Annotated in this window: 22 protein-coding genes; 1 reads left to right on the forward strand and 21 read right to left on the reverse strand. The window is 45.0% G+C overall.

What is annotated here, in order from left to right; genetic code table 11:
- Positions 1 to 526: 526 nt before the first annotated feature.
- Positions 527 to 1,198: a KinB-signaling pathway activation protein gene (locus CF394_RS05200; protein WP_094942176.1), complete on the reverse strand. Its 672-nt coding sequence runs from the start codon at positions 1,196 to 1,198 to the stop codon at positions 527 to 529.
- Between the two features lie 131 nt (positions 1,199 to 1,329).
- Between CF394_RS05200 and gerD the strand changes: the two genes are divergently transcribed.
- The gene (gerD, locus tag CF394_RS05205; protein ID WP_094942177.1) at positions 1,330 to 1,983 is read left to right on the forward strand and encodes a spore germination lipoprotein GerD; all 654 of its coding nucleotides are present in this window, start codon (positions 1,330 to 1,332) and stop codon (positions 1,981 to 1,983) included.
- A gap of 47 nt (positions 1,984 to 2,030) precedes the next feature.
- Here the strand turns inward: gerD and salA are convergent, their stop codons facing one another.
- The 20 genes from salA to rpsE all read right to left on the reverse strand — a co-directional run bounded on the left by salA (position 2,031) and on the right by rpsE (position 16,197).
- Positions 2,031 to 3,080, reverse strand: coding sequence for an iron-sulfur carrier protein/transcriptional regulator SalA (salA, locus tag CF394_RS05210; protein ID WP_094942178.1), 1,050 nt, complete (start codon positions 3,078 to 3,080; stop codon positions 2,031 to 2,033).
- 20 nt (positions 3,081 to 3,100) lie between these two features.
- Positions 3,101 to 3,844: an N-acetylmuramoyl-L-alanine amidase family protein gene (locus CF394_RS05215; RefSeq protein ID WP_094942179.1), complete on the reverse strand. Its 744-nt coding sequence runs from the start codon at positions 3,842 to 3,844 to the stop codon at positions 3,101 to 3,103.
- Between the two features lie 272 nt (positions 3,845 to 4,116).
- Positions 4,117 to 5,085 (reverse strand): nuclease-related domain-containing protein, encoded by a 969-nt coding sequence (locus CF394_RS16270; RefSeq protein WP_369333186.1) that lies wholly within the window; start codon positions 5,083 to 5,085, stop codon positions 4,117 to 4,119.
- Positions 5,086 to 5,575: 490 nt separating this feature from the next.
- On the reverse strand, positions 5,576 to 5,968 hold the full coding sequence (gene rpsI / locus CF394_RS05225) for a 30S ribosomal protein S9 (protein ID WP_094942181.1): 393 nt from the start codon (positions 5,966 to 5,968) through the stop codon (positions 5,576 to 5,578).
- Positions 5,969 to 5,990: 22 nt separating this feature from the next.
- On the reverse strand, positions 5,991 to 6,428 hold the full coding sequence (rplM, locus tag CF394_RS05230) for a 50S ribosomal protein L13 (protein ID WP_094942182.1): 438 nt from the start codon (positions 6,426 to 6,428) through the stop codon (positions 5,991 to 5,993).
- 164 nt (positions 6,429 to 6,592) lie between these two features.
- Entirely contained in the window at positions 6,593 to 7,339 is a 747-nt protein-coding gene (gene truA, locus CF394_RS05235; RefSeq protein WP_094942183.1) for a tRNA pseudouridine(38-40) synthase TruA, read from the reverse strand.
- Positions 7,340 to 7,351: 12 nt separating this feature from the next.
- The gene (locus tag CF394_RS05240; RefSeq protein WP_094942184.1) at positions 7,352 to 8,149 is read right to left on the reverse strand and encodes an energy-coupling factor transporter transmembrane component T family protein; all 798 of its coding nucleotides are present in this window, start codon (positions 8,147 to 8,149) and stop codon (positions 7,352 to 7,354) included.
- Entirely contained in the window at positions 8,149 to 9,024 is an 876-nt protein-coding gene (locus tag CF394_RS05245) for an energy-coupling factor ABC transporter ATP-binding protein (protein WP_094942185.1), read from the reverse strand. Before CF394_RS05245 ends, CF394_RS05240 begins: the two co-directional genes overlap by 1 nt.
- A complete protein-coding gene (locus tag CF394_RS05250) occupies positions 9,000 to 9,842 on the reverse strand; it encodes an energy-coupling factor ABC transporter ATP-binding protein (protein WP_094942186.1) in 843 nt (280 codons plus the stop codon). Before CF394_RS05250 ends, CF394_RS05245 begins: the two co-directional genes overlap by 25 nt.
- 314 nt (positions 9,843 to 10,156) lie before the next feature.
- The gene (gene rplQ / locus CF394_RS05255; protein WP_094942187.1) at positions 10,157 to 10,537 is read right to left on the reverse strand and encodes a 50S ribosomal protein L17; all 381 of its coding nucleotides are present in this window, start codon (positions 10,535 to 10,537) and stop codon (positions 10,157 to 10,159) included.
- Positions 10,497 to 11,438: a DNA-directed RNA polymerase subunit alpha gene (locus CF394_RS05260; RefSeq protein WP_439332859.1), complete on the reverse strand. Its 942-nt coding sequence runs from the start codon at positions 11,436 to 11,438 to the stop codon at positions 10,497 to 10,499. Before CF394_RS05260 ends, rplQ begins: the two co-directional genes overlap by 41 nt.
- Before the next feature lie 103 nt (positions 11,439 to 11,541).
- Positions 11,542 to 11,931, reverse strand: a complete 390-nt coding sequence (gene rpsK / locus CF394_RS05265; RefSeq protein ID WP_094942188.1) for a 30S ribosomal protein S11 — start codon at positions 11,929 to 11,931, stop codon at positions 11,542 to 11,544.
- A 25-nt stretch (positions 11,932 to 11,956) separates the two neighbouring features.
- Complete coding sequence (gene rpsM / locus CF394_RS05270) at positions 11,957 to 12,322, reverse strand: 30S ribosomal protein S13 (RefSeq protein ID WP_094942189.1); 366 nt, start codon at positions 12,320 to 12,322, stop codon at positions 11,957 to 11,959.
- An 18-nt stretch (positions 12,323 to 12,340) separates the two neighbouring features.
- On the reverse strand, positions 12,341 to 12,454 hold the full coding sequence (gene rpmJ / locus CF394_RS05275; RefSeq protein WP_003247619.1) for a 50S ribosomal protein L36: 114 nt from the start codon (positions 12,452 to 12,454) through the stop codon (positions 12,341 to 12,343).
- Between the two features lie 37 nt (positions 12,455 to 12,491).
- The gene (infA, locus tag CF394_RS05280; protein ID WP_094942190.1) at positions 12,492 to 12,710 is read right to left on the reverse strand and encodes a translation initiation factor IF-1; all 219 of its coding nucleotides are present in this window, start codon (positions 12,708 to 12,710) and stop codon (positions 12,492 to 12,494) included.
- Between the two features lie 305 nt (positions 12,711 to 13,015).
- Complete coding sequence (locus CF394_RS05285) at positions 13,016 to 13,669, reverse strand: adenylate kinase (RefSeq protein WP_094942191.1); 654 nt, start codon at positions 13,667 to 13,669, stop codon at positions 13,016 to 13,018.
- Positions 13,670 to 13,732: 63 nt separating this feature from the next.
- Positions 13,733 to 15,025, reverse strand: a complete 1,293-nt coding sequence (gene secY, locus CF394_RS05290) for a preprotein translocase subunit SecY (RefSeq protein ID WP_094942192.1) — start codon at positions 15,023 to 15,025, stop codon at positions 13,733 to 13,735.
- A complete protein-coding gene (rplO, locus tag CF394_RS05295; RefSeq protein ID WP_094942193.1) occupies positions 15,025 to 15,465 on the reverse strand; it encodes a 50S ribosomal protein L15 in 441 nt (146 codons plus the stop codon). The genes secY and rplO overlap by 1 nt, the downstream gene beginning before the upstream one ends.
- 34 nt (positions 15,466 to 15,499) lie before the next feature.
- Positions 15,500 to 15,682 carry a 50S ribosomal protein L30 gene (rpmD, locus tag CF394_RS05300; protein WP_094942194.1) on the reverse strand — a complete coding sequence of 61 codons (183 nt, stop codon included), beginning with the start codon at positions 15,680 to 15,682 and terminating at the stop codon, positions 15,500 to 15,502.
- A gap of 14 nt (positions 15,683 to 15,696) precedes the next feature.
- Positions 15,697 to 16,197 carry a 30S ribosomal protein S5 gene (gene rpsE / locus CF394_RS05305; RefSeq protein ID WP_094942195.1) on the reverse strand — a complete coding sequence of 167 codons (501 nt, stop codon included), beginning with the start codon at positions 16,195 to 16,197 and terminating at the stop codon, positions 15,697 to 15,699.
- Positions 16,198 to 16,209 lie beyond the last annotated feature (12 nt).

Below are 16,209 nucleotides of genomic sequence, written 5' to 3' on the forward strand. Positions count from 1 at the left end.
CAGCGTTCGTCCTGAGCCAGGATCAAACTCTCCATAAAAGAGAACTTAATATAAGCTCATTTTGTTGCTGGCATCATAATGATGTCCATTTTTGAACGTCCGTCACGACCGTTTATAGGAAGTGACTTGGTTCTGTTTGCGTCACACACACCCAACGGGGGTCGGGGTGGTGACGCTCTATCTTGACGTCTTGCATGTTCAGTTTTCAATGTTCATATGTCGTCTTGAGACAACTTTCATATAGTAACAAAACATTCAATGTGTTGTCAACTATTTGTTTCGTCTCGTTTTGGCGACCTCTGTATCTTAGCATCGTTTTAAACATATCGTCAACGGTTTTTCGTAACTTTTTCTAAAGTTTTTTCGTTTTTCTCTACATTTACAAGATGATGTGATACATTCGTTTATTCAACACAACATATCCGGCAAGAGAAATGTCTTTACACCTCGTTCGTTAAAACTCTAAACTATCAAAACTTATAAAACCTTAGAATCAACCGTTATATGAAAATAAGAAAACCGCTCATTACTGAGCGGCTTGCTGCTTCCGAGCCTTGCGTCGTTCTTCACGTTTCGCTAGGTCGATCTCGGATTGTTTGTTGTACTTTGGTAATGCTAGAAGTTGGAATGCATTCACCGCGAGTATCGGGAACAACAATAATGTAACCCAGCTATCTACATTCTCTGCTCGCACCATAAGCACAGGCAACCATTCAAGCGTTGATACAACGATCATAAAAAATAAAGCAGAAATCAATGCATGTTTCTTAGTTAGTCTCGCTTTGATGATGGCTACCGTTACAGATGTTCCAATAAGAACAGCCAGTAATCCTAAATACAGTAGTAGTTGGGATGTCGATGCGCTGCCTGGACGGAAACGGAAAATAATCAAATCTGCGATAACGATAATAATTAATAAGATCTGCACCCAATTCCATAATGTCAGACTGCGGAAAATGTTGACCCCCATCTGATGAATCGTAAGATAAGCGAAGAATCCCATCTGAGCAATGACGCTCACAGTGAAGCCCATTACCATCATAAATGCGAAAGCTGCAAAGAACTCTCCCCACTGCCCTGCTTGGAAATAGCTAGCGAAAGCATCGTCCCATCGTATGAATAAGCCGAGCACACCTGTGATTAACCCACCGATGAGCATCGCGCGTACAAAAAATTTAAACCAATTTCGTATTGTCACGAAAAGTCCTCCATCTCTTTCTAGTTCTTAACGATTGTATCAAATTTTTTAGATAAAAATCTATGAAAGCTCTTCATCCTTGTATATTTCCCTAGCAATTGTGAACACTAATTGAAAAAGGGGTGACGATAATGCGCTACATAGTAGTCTTAAGCTGTATGCTGCTTCTCTCTGCCTGTTCTCCAGGTAACGACAAAACGAGCTATGAAGAGACAAAGAAAATGGTCGTTGATGCGTTGCAAACCGAGGAAGGAAAGAAAGCCCTTCGCGATACTCTTGGTGATCCGACATTTCAGAAGATGCTAGTGCTAGAGCAAGATGTAGTGAAACAATCTGTGGAGACCAGTCTATTGAGTGAAGAAGTAAAAGCCTTTTGGGAACATTCGATGGAAGATCCAAAGTTCATGGAAGCGATGGCTAAGAGTATGACGGACCAACAGAAAGAACTAATGAAGCAACTTATGACGGATCCCGACTATATGAAAGAATGGGAAGAGTTTTGGAAACAGCCTACTCAACAACAGGAGCTCGGGAAGCTTTTAAAGTCCAGTGAACTTCGAGACGAGATGAAGAAGGTCGTGGAAGAGACCATTCAAAACCCAGTTTGGCAAGCGTACTGGCAGGAACTTGTGATGAATGCGGCTGAGGCTGGCAAAGGAACTGGCGAACAACAAGGCTCTGGCTCTCCTCCAGGCGGAACACAGGGCAGCGGATCCTCTGGCGGTGCTGGTGGAGGATCTGGTGGTGGTGCCGGTGGTTCTAGCGGAGCTGGTGGTGGTCAATAAAAAGAAGCCGTATTTTCACTCGATGTGAGAATACGGCTTTCTTCTAATTATGCGCGCTCAATGACTTGTTGCGCGATTTCGTTATACAGTTTTCCTGTTGGGTGCGATTCTTCATATACAGATGGTGCAAAATCTTCGTTGTCCCAGTCCGGTTGGCCAAGTGGAATCTGTCCGAGTAGCACGGTACGAAGCTCATCAGCAAGTTTCGGTCCGCCACCTTTACCAAATACCATTTCACGCTCACCCGTAGACTTTGACTCATACCAAGACATGTTCTCGATAACTCCGAGTACTTCGTGGTCCGTCTGAAGAGCCATTGCCCCTGCACGTGCCGCTACGAATGCTGCCGTTGGGTGTGGTGTCGTGACGACAATCTCTTTAGAAGCCGGAAGCATCTGGTGAATGTCTAGTGCCACGTCTCCTGTACCTGGTGGTAAGTCGAGTAGCAAGAAGTCTAGCTCGCCCCACTCCACATCTTTAAAGAATTGATCCAATACTTTACCAAGCATTGGTCCACGCCATACAACTGGCGCGTTGTTCTCTACGAAGAAGCCCATCGAGATGACTTTGACGCCTTTACGCTCTACTGGAATGATGCGGTCTTCTTTGATTTGAGGATTTTCTCGAATCCCCATCATGTCCGGTACGCTGAATCCATAGATGTCCGCGTCAACCAGACCCACTTTTTTACCAAGACGCGCAAGTGCGACTGCCAAGTTCACAGATACTGTAGATTTCCCTACGCCGCCTTTACCAGATGCGATCGAGATGATCTTCACACTAGTTGCTGGGGACGTTAAGCTCTCAGCCGCTGCACCGAGTTGTCCACGGAACTGTTCTAACGCTTCTTTTGGTAATTCTTCAAAGCGAATCCCTACAGTTGCGACGCCGGCACTTTTCAATGTGTCGACGACTTTTGTCTGAAGCTGCATTTGCTCTGCTGTATTGGTTTTTGCGATAGCTACTTTGACACTTACATAGTTCTTTTCTTCTTTGATTTTGACGGAAAGAATGCCGTTTGTTTCTTCGAGTGTTTTATGTAGAAACGGATCTTCGAGTTTCCCAAGAAGAGCCCGTACCTCTTGTTCGTTTAGCATGCTCAAAACTCCTTTTTTTCCTAGTCGTCTATTAGTATAGCATACCCCTGTTGCGTAGGGGATGGTTGTGCTTGCGACTGAAAAAACTGTTCGAGTCCTTCTACAATACCTTGTGCAATTTGCTGTTGATATTCCTTCGATTGGAGCAATTCTCGTTCTTCATCATTGCTGATAAAACCCGTTTCGACAAGGACCGCTGGAGCATTCGCTTTTTTGAGTAAATAGATTTGACGAATCCCCATGGCTTCACGTTCTGTATTTTGAAGTGTATCTCGGAGGCTTTGCTGGATGGCTTTTGCGAGAGGTTGACCATTGACGGTGCCCTCTTCATGAAAGAACACTTGGGCACCTCGCCATTTGGATTGCGGGACGGCGTTCACGTGGACGCTGAGGATCGCATCGGCTTTTGCTTCATTCATTTTCTCTTCACGGTACAGGAGATCGGCTCGTTTGCGCGCTCGGACTGTTGGGTACTCTCCATCTGGTTGTGCTTCTTCTATAGCATCCGCTTCAGTCAAACGAGTGAGGATGACGGACGCTCCGCATTTCTCGAGTTGCCGCTTCACTTCTTGGACGAGTTGCAGCGTGATCGTGCTCTCAATCACTTCTCCATGACTGGCTCCCCAATGTCCTGGATCTAGAACAATCATTTTCCCCTCAAGTGCGTCCGGTCCGAATCCCCCCATCATCCCATTCGCTTGCTGCGACCATGCCCAGATTCCGGTAAAGATGATGACGCCCAGCAGCAACCATCTCTTTTTCATGCCTCGACTCCTTTTTGATGCAGTGTATGCGGGGGAGGTTTTGGGTATGTGTTGGGGGACTACGGGGGGACTGAATTTCAGGATGTGAATTGAGTCACGACGGAATACTTTAGTTGAATGATTATTACAGTAAGTGCTCTGATTGTGACGTTAGCAGGCTCCACTCTTACGTTAACTCCCTCCATTCTGACGTTAGCTCGCCCCACTCTGACATTCCTCACTTTATGGAAACTAACTCTAACAAAGCAACCCTCTAATCTCGAGAGTGTCATTCATTCCCTAGAATACCTTTGAGACTTTGTATACCCACTAACTTTAAACCCTGATTCCAGTAACAAGCTTCGTATTATCCTTCCTTCAAGGTCTGGAAGATGCTTTTTGATTTCCGCGACAGACAGATGAGATTTCCGAATAGTGAATTGGCTGAAGATATTAGTAGCGACTAAATGATTTGCTTGGATTTTACATGTAGGACAAATCCATGTGCGCACAGATTTCTTGAGTACAGTATGGCACTCGGGACAATAGAGTCCTGGCAACAAATCTTTCTCATCAACCTGGTACCTCGAGCAATAGGATTTTTCTTTGAATGCTTTCGTACTAGTGAGAATTTCGCATTTTAGTTTGGAATAGTTTTCTTCTGGTAAGGAAACAGGGAGTTTTTCTAATTGCTGAATGAATAAGGGAAGTTTTTTTCTTGTAAGGAAAGGATGTGATGGTTGGAAGGAAAGTTCGAATGTTGTCGTAGGGTTCGCCCAGACTACGCAGCTATAAACAGGTATCTGGAGCTTTTTAAATAACTTTTGAAAGCCATCTACATTTCGATCGAGTTGAGTGAAGGGACAATCAAAAGCTTGAGGGATTTTGTTTGGAAGAGTTCGAATGATTTGGGGTGGTGTGAGAGTGAACTTCACATGCCCTGCGATATTTTTCACTTCTATTAGGAGCAAATATTTTCGAGTGACTACTAGATAATCAATTTGAATTATACGTTTCTCATGAACTTGTGTTACAAAATTACGGATAATCAGCGCGGGTTCTTCGAAAGCCACTTCCTCGAGGGCTCGGAATATTTTCGATTCTCCACGGCCACCTATCTTCACGTGAGTTAGTTGAGATTCCACATAACTTTTTTGAGGGTGTGCAGAAGGGATTCGGGCATAGAAGATCTCAAGATCTTGAAAATAAGTATCGTTGTAATAGAGTTCGATAGCGATTCCTCCTTTTAAGTAGAATAGCATTTTGATTACAGAGTGTATATTGGATTTGGTATGTAGATTATACAACTTTGGAATACTTTAGTTGAGTGATTATTACATTAAGTGCTCTGATTGTGACGTTAGCAGGCTCCACTCTTACGTTAGCTCACTCCATTCCGACGTTAGTTCTCCCCACTCTTACATTCCTCGCTTTATGGAAACTATCCACGCCCCCAACTACCCAAGCCCTTCCTAGTAAGACCTTCACTTTAGTTGAGTGATTATTACATTAAGTGCTCTGATTATGACGTTAGCAGGCTCCACTCTTACGTTAACTCACTCCATTCCGACGTTAGCTCGCCCCACTCTTACATTCCTCGCTTTATGGAAACTATCCACACCCCCACCCCCAGCTACCCAAGCCCTTCCTAGTAAGATCTTTAGTACCCAAGCCCTTCCTAGTAAGATCTTCACCCAACAAAAAAACCCACCCTCGCCGAAGCGAGAATGGGTTTGTACCGTAATCCAAACATTAACGTTTTGAGAACTGAGGTGCACGACGAGCGCCTTTAAGACCTGGCTTTTTACGCTCTTTCATACGTGGGTCACGTGTTAAGAATCCAGCAGATTTTAATTTCCCGCGGAAGTCTGGGTCTACAGTAAGTAGAGCACGTGCGATACCGTGACGGATAGCACCAGCTTGACCAGTGAATCCTCCACCGTTTACGTTTACGTGTACATCGTAGCTACCAAGAGTTTCAGTAGTTACAAGTGGTTGTTTGATGATTTGCTCAAGCGTTTCGTATGGAACGTAGTCCGCTACTTCACGTTTGTTGATGATGATTTTACCTTCGCCCGGTACTAAACGTACGCGTGCAACTGAGCTTTTACGACGGCCTGTGCCGATATATTGAACTTGTGCCAAGGGTATGTCCTCCTCTTAATGATTATCCGCGAAGCTCGTATGCTTCTGGTTGTTGTGCTGCATGTTGGTGTTCTGCTCCAGCATAAACGTGAAGCTTACGGAACATTTGACGACCTAAAGAGTTTTTAGGAAGCATGCCTTTGATTGCTAATTCTAGCATTTGAGTTGGGTACTTAGTACGCATTTCAAGAGCTGTACGTTGCTTTAATCCACCAGCGAATTGAGTGTGACGGTAGTAGATTTTGTCTTGCAACTTGTTACCTGTTAATTCGATTTTGTCAGCGTTGATGATGATTACGTGATCACCTGTGTCAACGTTTGGTGTGAATGTTGGTTTGTTTTTACCACGTAAGATAGATGCTACTTCTGAAGCTAGACGACCAAGAGTTTGGCCTTCCGCGTCAACAACTAACCACTTACGCTCTACTTCGTGACCTTTAGCCATGAATGTTGTACGCATGTATATTGTCCTCCTAATAACGATCTGATTCGTTCTTGAATTTTCTATTTAACCTAACAATTAAGTTTCGGGGCTTATTTGTGGGGTTTGAAAATACCATACATCATCGTATAACAGATACGGCCTGATGTCAAGCGGTTTTCAAAAAACACCTGGAAAAGTTGCTACAAAGTTTCGTAGCCGACTTTTTCAAGATACAAGCCCTGCGGTGGCGCGGTTTTGCCAGCCTTACTGCGGTCCATCGCCGCGATGATTTCAATCATCTCTGAAGGCTCGCGTTTACCGATTCCAATTTCCCACAAAGTTCCCGCAATGATCCGCACCATATTGTACAAAAAGCCGTTTCCGGTGATCACTAGATGAAGCTGGTGATCATGCTGCTCCAGACGCGCTTCGTAAATACTTCGCACAAAATCTTGGATACTTGTGTTCGTAGCACTGAAACTTCGAAAGTCATGTTCTCCGATAAGGTGATTAGCCGCTTCCTGCATCCGTGACAGCTCCGGACGCTTTCCTTGGACATAAGACACCATATGACGCTCAAACGGCATAGGGATGTCCTCAAGCGTCCACTTGTAGCGATAGGTCTTCCACTGGACGTCAAAGCGCGCATGAAAGTCGTCAGCCACCTGTTCCACTTGTAAAATTCGAATGTCATCTGGTAGCTGGGCATTGAGACCCTTTACCCACCCCATTGGCGGAATCGACAGTTCACTATCAAAATGGATGACCTGACCTGTCGCATGTACTCCAGTATCTGTCCGGCCACTTGCTGTGATACGCGTCTTCACACCTTGATGCATCTTCGTCAAGACGGTTTCAATCTCTTCTTGAACGGTGCGACCATTCGGTTGAACCTGGTAGCCAGAGAAGCCGCTTCCGTCATAGCTGATGATAGCTCGTAAACGCATGGTCCTCTCCCCCTACGACCTTAATAAGAAAAGCCCGACTGCAAATACGAGCAATAAGAGAATCGCTACCGTGTCGCGAAGGTTCCAGTCCAGTTGACGGTAGCGCGTGCGTCCTTCGCCACCTTTATAGCCCCTGACTTCCATTGCAGTAGCAAGGTCTTCTGCACGCTTGAACGCGCTGACAAACAGAGGAATCAACAAAGGAACGACCGCTTTCATTCGCTCTTTGAACGGCCCTGTCGTCATATCCGACCCTCTCGCCATCTGGGCTTTCATGATTTTGTCCGTCTCGTCCATAAGCGTTGGAATGAAGCGAAGCGAAATCGACATCATTAAAGCAAGTTCATGTACCGGTAGCTTGATTTTCTTTAAAGGATTCAACAACAGTTCAAGTGCATCTGTAATCGAGATCGGTGTCGTCGTGAGTGTCAGAATCGTCGTCATCACAACCAGTACGAAGAACCGGATTGCAATGAAAATACCTTGAATTACACCGCCTGTGTAGATTTCTGTAAATCCTAAATCGAGCAGCACCGTTCCTTCTTTGGTGAAGAACGTGTGCAACAAGAAGGTAAAGACTAGTAAGAACAACACAGGCTTCAGACCACTGACGATAAAGTAAAAGCGAATTCCGGATACTGCGACGATTGTTAACGTGAACACAATCAACAAGCCATAGGTGATCCAGTTGTTCGCTAAGAACACGATGGCGATGAACAAGAACACGAAGACGAGTTTCGCTCGCGCGTCAATTCGGTGAACAATCGAGTCTCCCGGGATGTAACGCCCAAAAATCATTTTCTCAAGCATCAGTTCATCCCCTCCCCATTCGGCGTCCAGTAGCTAGCTAGTGCTTCAGCAAGCTCTTCTTCCGTCAGATAGAGTGTCGGGAACTCATGCCCGGTAATCTCTTCAATTGTGCGCTGCAGCTTCACAGACTGAGGAAGCTCCAAACGGAAATCTTCTAGAAGTTCGGTCTGTGCGAACACTTCTTGAGGGGTGCCTTCGACGACACATTTTCCGCTGTGCATGATGGCAATCCGGTCTGCATATCGCGCCGCATCTTCCATACTGTGCGTCACGAGAACGGTCGTCAGCCCTTTTTCGCGGTGAAGACGTGCGAATAAGTTCATGATCTCTTTACGACCTCGTGGATCCAGTCCAGCTGTCGGCTCATCAAGGACAAGCACCTCAGGGTCCATAGCAAGAACTCCGGCAATTGCTACTCGGCGCATCTGGCCACCAGACAAGTCAAACGGAGATTTCTCTAGTACTTGTTGTGGCAATCCAAGAAGACCGACCAGCTCATGCGCACGTCGACGTGCTTCTTCTTCTGGGACACCAAAGTTCATTGGACCGAACATGATGTCTTTTTCCACAGTCTCCTCGAACAACTGGTGCTCAGGGAACTGAAACACAATGCCGACACGTTGACGGACCGATTTTAACTCTTTCGGCTTCTGACCGGCATCAATGCGTTTGTCACCGATCTGCACGGTCCCAGTCGTTGGCTTCAGTATCGCATTCAAATGTTGCAGGATGGTCGATTTCCCAGAGCCAGTGTGCCCGATGATGGCTTGATAGCTGCCTGACGGAATCGTCAAGTCCACGTCATACAAAGCGCGTTTCTCAAATGGCGTACCTGCCGCGTAGGCATAGCTTACTTGTTGGAGTTTAATGTCCATAAGGCATCCACCAATTCTTGCTCTGACATAATCGTTGACGGCACATCTAGTCCGCGTGCACGGAGCAGCGCCGCAACATTCGCTGCAAATGGAAGGTCAAGTCCAAGTCCCGTAATCTGCTCGCGGTTAGCAAACACATCTTGCGGACTTCCTTCTAAAAACTTCTCTCCGCCGTTCATTACAATGACACGGTCTGCAAGCATCGCTTCTTCTAAGTCATGTGTAATAGACAGGACGGTTACATCAGACGCCTCACGGAGCGTCTGAAGCGTCTGTATGACCTCTCGGCGCCCTTGAGGATCCAACATCGAAGTGGCCTCATCTAAAATTAATAATTTTGGTTGCATCGCTATAGCGCCTGCAATAGCAACACGCTGTTTCTGCCCACCTGATAGGTGATGGGGCTCCTGATTGACGAATTCCGCCATCTGGACCTGTTGCAGGGCTGAATGAACACGCTGGACCATATCTTCGTATGGAATCCCATTATTTTCTAAAGCGAATGCCACATCGTCTTGTACTGTAGCTCCTACAAACTGATTGTCTGGGTTTTGAAAGACCATCCCTAGCTGGGAACGACTCTCCCACAACGTCTCTTCTGTCAAACGGTGTCCAAACAACTCGACGCTTCCCTCACTTGGGAAGAGCAAGCCATTGATCAGCTTGGCCATAGTAGATTTCCCTGAACCGTTATGTCCGACAATCGCAATCCATTCTCCTTGATTGACGGAGTAGGATACATGGGACACAGCGGGTTTGATTGGTTCTTCTGAAGGATACGTGAACGACACATCCTGTAAACGAACAACGGTTGTCATGAATGACTCCTCCTCTAGCTGTCTCATCTTCTCTCATCTAGGCTTTTTACTGTGCCCGAAGCAATGCACGGCTATGCATTCTTTCCGAAACAGTCGGTTTTTTGGGTAATAAAAAAGCGCGCACCTCATCAGTGCGCTCTTCAGGGTTGTGCAGGCTGCTTGCTCAAGGCATGCCTGCTTGATGAGGTGCGTAGAGCTAGACGAGACGCCACCAAGAAGGTCCGCTCATCATAACGCTCAGCCTTTTTAATTGTCGTATAAATCGTTTGAAAAAGAGAGAGTCTGGGTGAACCCTAAACCCTCTCTCGTTTGTCTTACACTAATTCGATCACTACTACTGGTGCGCCGTCTCCACGACGTGGACCAACTTTCATGATACGAGTGTAACCACCTTGACGATCTGCGTAGCGTGGTGCTACATCATCAAATAGTTTAGATAAAGCGTATACTGATGTTTCATTGCCTTCTTCATCTGTTTTCACAGCTGTTTCATTGCGAATGTAAGCAGCAGCTTGACGGCGAGCATGAAGATCGCCACGCTTTCCTAGTGTGATCATTTTTTCAACTACAGAACGTAATTCCTTCGCACGTGCTTCAGTTGTCTGAATACGCTCGTTGATAATTAGGTCCGTAGTTAAGTCACGTAACATTGCTTTACGCTGAGAACTTGTACGTCCAAGTTTGCGGTAACCCATGGATGTTTCCCTCCTTTAGTTCAATACCAAGGTTACGTACTTTCATCATGTCGTCTTCTGACTTGTTAGCTAATTCTAGAACCGTATTGATTCCAGCGCGCTTCAAGCAGTTGTAAGAACGAACAGAAAGATCAAGCTCTTCAATTGTCATTTCCAAGACTTTTTCTTTTTGATCTTCTTCTTTTTCGACCATGATTTCAGCAGTTTTTGCCTCATCCGTCATGCCAACAAAGATGTTCAAGTGCTCCGTTAAGATTTTAGCTCCAAGCGAAATCGCCTCTTTTGGACCGGTGCTGCCATCTGTCCACACATCAAGCGATAATTTGTCGAAGTTAGTCGATTGACCAACACGAGTATTTTCCACTTGAAAATTAACGCGTGAAACTGGAGTATAAATAGAGTCGATCGGGATTACGCCGATAGGAAGATCCTCACGTTTGTTTTGATCAGCAGGAGTATAGCCACGGCCTCGGTTAGCGTATAAACGCATACGAAGGTGTCCGTTTTTGCCGATTGTTGCGATATAGAGTTCAGGGTTCAAAATTTCAACATCACTGTCATGCGTAATGTCTGCAGCAGTCACTGTTCCTTCACCTTTTACATCGATTTCGATGACTTTTTCTTCATCGGAATAGATTTTAAGTGCAAGTTTCTTCACGTTCATAATGATCGATGCTACGTCTTCAACAACGCCCTCAATAGTTGAGAACTCGTGAAGTACACCGTCAATTTGAATAGATGTCACTGCAGCTCCTGGTAAAGAAGACAGAAGAATGCGGCGTAGTGAATTCCCCAAAGTATTTCCATACCCACGTTCTAGCGGCTCAACAACAAATTTGCCATATTTCGCATCTTCGCTGATTTCTATCGTTTCAATCTTTGGTTTTTCGATTTCCAGCATACTACTTTACCCTCCCTCAAAACATCGAATGTATAGGACTTGCCATCATGAATTCGATCGTTGCTGATTTTCATCAGTCCAATAAATGATGCAGTTTCACCTATTACACGCGACGGCGTTTTGGTGGACGGCAACCGTTATGTGGAACTGGAGTTACGTCTTTAATAGCAGTTACATCTAGACCTGCAGCTTGAAGTGCACGGATAGCCGCTTCACGACCAGCACCAGGACCTTTTACTGTTACTTCCAACGTTTTTAAACCGTGTTCCATAGAACCCTTTGCAGCTGTTTCAGCAGCCATTTGCGCAGCGAATGGAGTAGATTTACGTGAACCACGGAATCCTAGTGCTCCAGCGCTTGACCATGAAAGGGCATTTCCTTGCATGTCAGTAATCGTAACGATTGTATTGTTGAATGTAGAACGGATGTGAGCAATACCAGATTCGATATTCTTTTTCACACGACGTTTACGAGTTTGTTGTTTACGTGCCATGTTGTAGAAAAACCTCCTTTACCGATTATTTTTTCTTGTTCGCTACAGTTTTACGAGGACCTTTACGCGTACGCGCATTGTTCTTCGTATTTTGTCCACGAACTGGTAGACCACGACGGTGACGGATACCACGGAATGATCCGATTTCCATTAGACGTTTGATGTTTAGAGAGATTTCACGACGAAGATCTCCTTCTACTTTAAACGCACCGACTGCTTCACGAATTTTGTTTAGCTCATCTTCAGTTAAGTCGCGTACGCGTGTATCTTGAGATACGCCAGCAGCTTCTAAAACTTTCTGAGCTGTGTTTTTACCAATACCATAAATGTATGTTAATGAAATTACAACGCGCTTATCGCGAGGAATATCAACACCAGCAATACGTGCCATGAGTGCACCTCCTTCAAATTAACCTTGTCTTTGTTTGTGTTTAGGGTTTTCACAGATTACCATAACTTTACCGCGTCGGCGAATAACCTTACATTTTTCGCAGATCGGTTTTACAGATGGTCTCACTTTCATCTAACCTAACCTCCTTAATAGTCCGGAGTGCAAAAGATTATTTAAAACGGTACGTAATACGACCGCGAGTTAAATCATAAGGAGATAGTTCAATTGTGACTTTGTCTCCAGGAAGAATACGAATAAAGTGCATCCGGATCTTGCCTGAAACGTGCGCCAAAATAGTATGACCATTCTCAAGTTCTACCTTGAACATGGCATTTGGCAAAGTCTCAATTACTGTTCCTTCGACTTCAATTACATCATCTTTCGCCATCAACCCAGTCTCCCTTCTTATACAAATCAAGCCGAAGCCCATTCGCTGTTCTGTTGCTTCATACAGGTACGATCGTCTGCTGAGAGCATATGTCTGGAAAGCATGAGAGATGTTCGAAAGACACTCGTAAGGCTTCGCATAAAGCAATCGATGCTTCCACGAAACCCATTATACCCCTTCCAATAGGTAGTTGTACACTAACCTATCATCCGTTCGTATACCGGGCGCAATATGCTTTTGCAGCTCTCTAGAAAAACATGTTTCTTGTTGCATACCACCCGGATGTCCGAAGACAAGAACCGGGGTTACTTGCGGTGGTTTGTTAATAGAGCATCGATATCAGCAAATACTTTAGTGATATGTTGCTGACCATCAATATTAGTTAACACGCCTTTGTCGCCATAAAAGTCGAGTAGTGGCTGTGTTTGCTTCATATTTACTTCCAGACGGTTTGATACCGTTTCTGGATTATCATCCGCACGTTGATACAATTCGCCACCGTCTTTATCACATTTGCCTTCCTCTTGTGGAGGGTTGAACACTAAGTGATAGGCCGTACCGCATTCTTTACAGATGCGACGACCGGTTAAACGTTTAATCAATTCCTCTTGCTCCACTTGGATGTTGATCACATGCTCTACAGATTTCCCCATATCCGCAAGTGTTGCATCCAATGCTTCTGCTTGAGGTACTGTGCGAGGGAAGCCATCTAATAAGAAGCCTTTCTCACAGTCTGCTTGGCTTAAACGTTCACGAACAATACCAATCGTTACTTCATCAGGTACTAATGCACCTTGATCCATAAACGATTTTGCTTCAAGACCTAGTGCCGTTTGGTTTTTAATCGCCGCACGGAACATATCGCCTGTAGAAATATGAGGGATTTCGTACTTCTCAACAATTTTATCTGCTTGCGTACCTTTTCCGGCACCTGGCAAACCCATTAAAACGATATTCATACGTTTTTTCCTCCCTCTTATCAATAGGTCGAAAGAGGAACGAAATGTTCCCTTTTCAACCTCTTACTTCATAAACCCTTTATAGTGACGCTTCACAAGCTGTGACTCTAGCTGTTTCATTGTCTCTAATGCTACCCCAACAACGATGATCAAGCTTGTTCCACCGATTTGCGCAGATTGTGGCAACCCTGCAAATTCGATGAATAACAGTGGCATAACCGAAATCACTGCTAAGAAAATAGCTCCGACAAATGTTAAGCGGTAGAGGACAGTTGTTAAGTAATCTTGCGTCTGGCTTCCTGGACGAATCCCCGGAATGTAAGCTCCCTGCTTTTTCAAGTTGTCTGCCATATTCTCCGGATTCACCTGAATGAATGCATAGAAGTATGTGAAGGCAACGATCAAAGCAACGAACAAGATCATACCGATTGGCTGTGTGTAATCAAGGACACGTGTCATAGCTTCTGTAACCGAGTTGGTACCGAAGAACAACGTCAATGATTGTGGCGCCATTAGAAACGCAGAAGCGAAAATTACTGGGATGACTCCCGCCGCGTTAACTTTTAATGGTAAGTGTGTTTGCTGACCACCTGTTTGAGAGGAGCCTGCAACACGTTTTGCATATTGAATTGGAATTTTACGTAGTGCCTGTTGAACGTAAATAACGCCCACAGTTACTGCGATGATTGCCAAGACAATTAATGCGAGAATAGCAAGATTGATGAATAGGGCATCGCCCGCTCCTTCAATTTGCGTAGCGTAAATTTGGTTCACTGCTGTTGGAATCGCAGCTACGATACCTGCGAAGATGATAATGGAAATCCCGTTACCTACTCCGTGTGCTGTAATTTGCTCACCTAGCCACAGCAAGAATGCTGTACCTGCAGTCAGAACGATTGCAATAACCACATAAGTCATTACGCCGTCGTCTTGAATCAATTGACCACCGTACATACGGTTGAATCCGTAAGACATGGCGATCGCTTGAATGAACGCTAATACGATTGTGAAATAACGAGTGAATTGCGCAAGCTTACGTCGACCGACTTCACCTTGCTTCGCCCACTCTGTAAATTTAGGGACAACATCCATTTGTAACAACTGCACAATAATGGATGCGGTGATGTATGGCATAATTCCCATCGCAAGGATTGAGAAGTTAACCAACGCCCCTCCACCGAAGATGTTTAGGAATCCAATGATTCCTAACTCATCTGATGCACGTAGCACGTCTGCATCTACATTTGGCACTGGAACAAAAGTTCCAAGGCGGAAGATGACAAGCATAGCTAGCGTGAATAGAATTTTATTTCGAATATCTCGCACACGCATAAAGTTAGAGATTGTTTGAAACATTAAATCACCTCGACGGATCCGCCGGCGTTCTCAATCGCTTCTTTAGCAGAAGCAGAGAACTTGTGAGCTTGAACAGAAAGCTTTTTGTCAAGAGTTCCGTTACCAAGGATCTTGATTCCAGATCTTTCTTTGCTCACTACACCTGTTTCAATAAGAAGAGCAGGTGTAACTTCTGTGCCCTCTTCGAAACGGTTAAGCGCATCTAGGTTGACTACAGCATATTCTTTACGGTTAATGTTTGTAAATCCACGTTTTGGTAAACGACGGAACAATGGGTTTTGTCCACCCTCAAATCCTGGTCGTACTCCACCGCCAGAACGAGAATTTTGCCCTTTATGTCCACGGCCAGATGTTTTACCGTTACCAGAACCTGTACCACGACCTACGCGGTTGCGTTCCTTACGTGAACCTTCAGCTGGTTTTAACTCATGTAGTTTCAACTGGTGGCACCTCCTTAATTGTAAAATCAGAGAATTACTTCTCGTTAACTGTGACTAAATGTGCAACTTTCGTGATCATACCACGAATTGCAGCGTTATCTTGGTGTTCAACTGTTTGGTGCATCTTACGAAGACCAAGTGCTTCCGCAACTTTACGTTGGTTAGGCTTTGAACCGATCAAACTTTTAGTTAGGGTGATTTCTAATTTGTTTGCCATTGTCAATTCCCCCCTTATCCTAATAGTTCTTCCACAGATTTACCACGTAGCTTCGCAACATCTTCAGCACGTTTTAATTGTTTTAAGCCATCAACAGTAGCGCGAACCATGTTGATTGGTGTGTTAGAACCTAGTGATTTAGAAAGAATATCCGTAATACCAGCTAACTCAAGTACAGCACGTACTGGTCCACCAGCGATTACTCCTGTACCAGGTGCAGCAGGTTTGATCATAATCGAACCAGCGCCGAAACGGCCAAGCACTTGGTGAGGTGTAGTTCCTTCTACCATTGGTACTTCAATCAAGTTTTTCTTCGCGTCTTCAATAGCCTTGCGGATTGCGTCTGGCACTTCTTGTGCTTTACCAGTACCGAATCCAACATGTCCATTCTTGTCACCAACAACGACTAATGCTGTAAAACGGAAACGACGTCCACCTTTTACAACTTTAGCAACACGGTTGATGGTTACTACGCGTTCTTCGAATTCAAATTTGTTTGGGTCAATAGCACGCATGATGTATGTCCC

Source organism: Tetzosporium hominis (assembly GCF_002265435.1).
In the GTDB taxonomy this organism is placed as follows: Bacteria; Bacillota; Bacilli; order Bacillales_A; family Planococcaceae; genus Chryseomicrobium; species Chryseomicrobium hominis.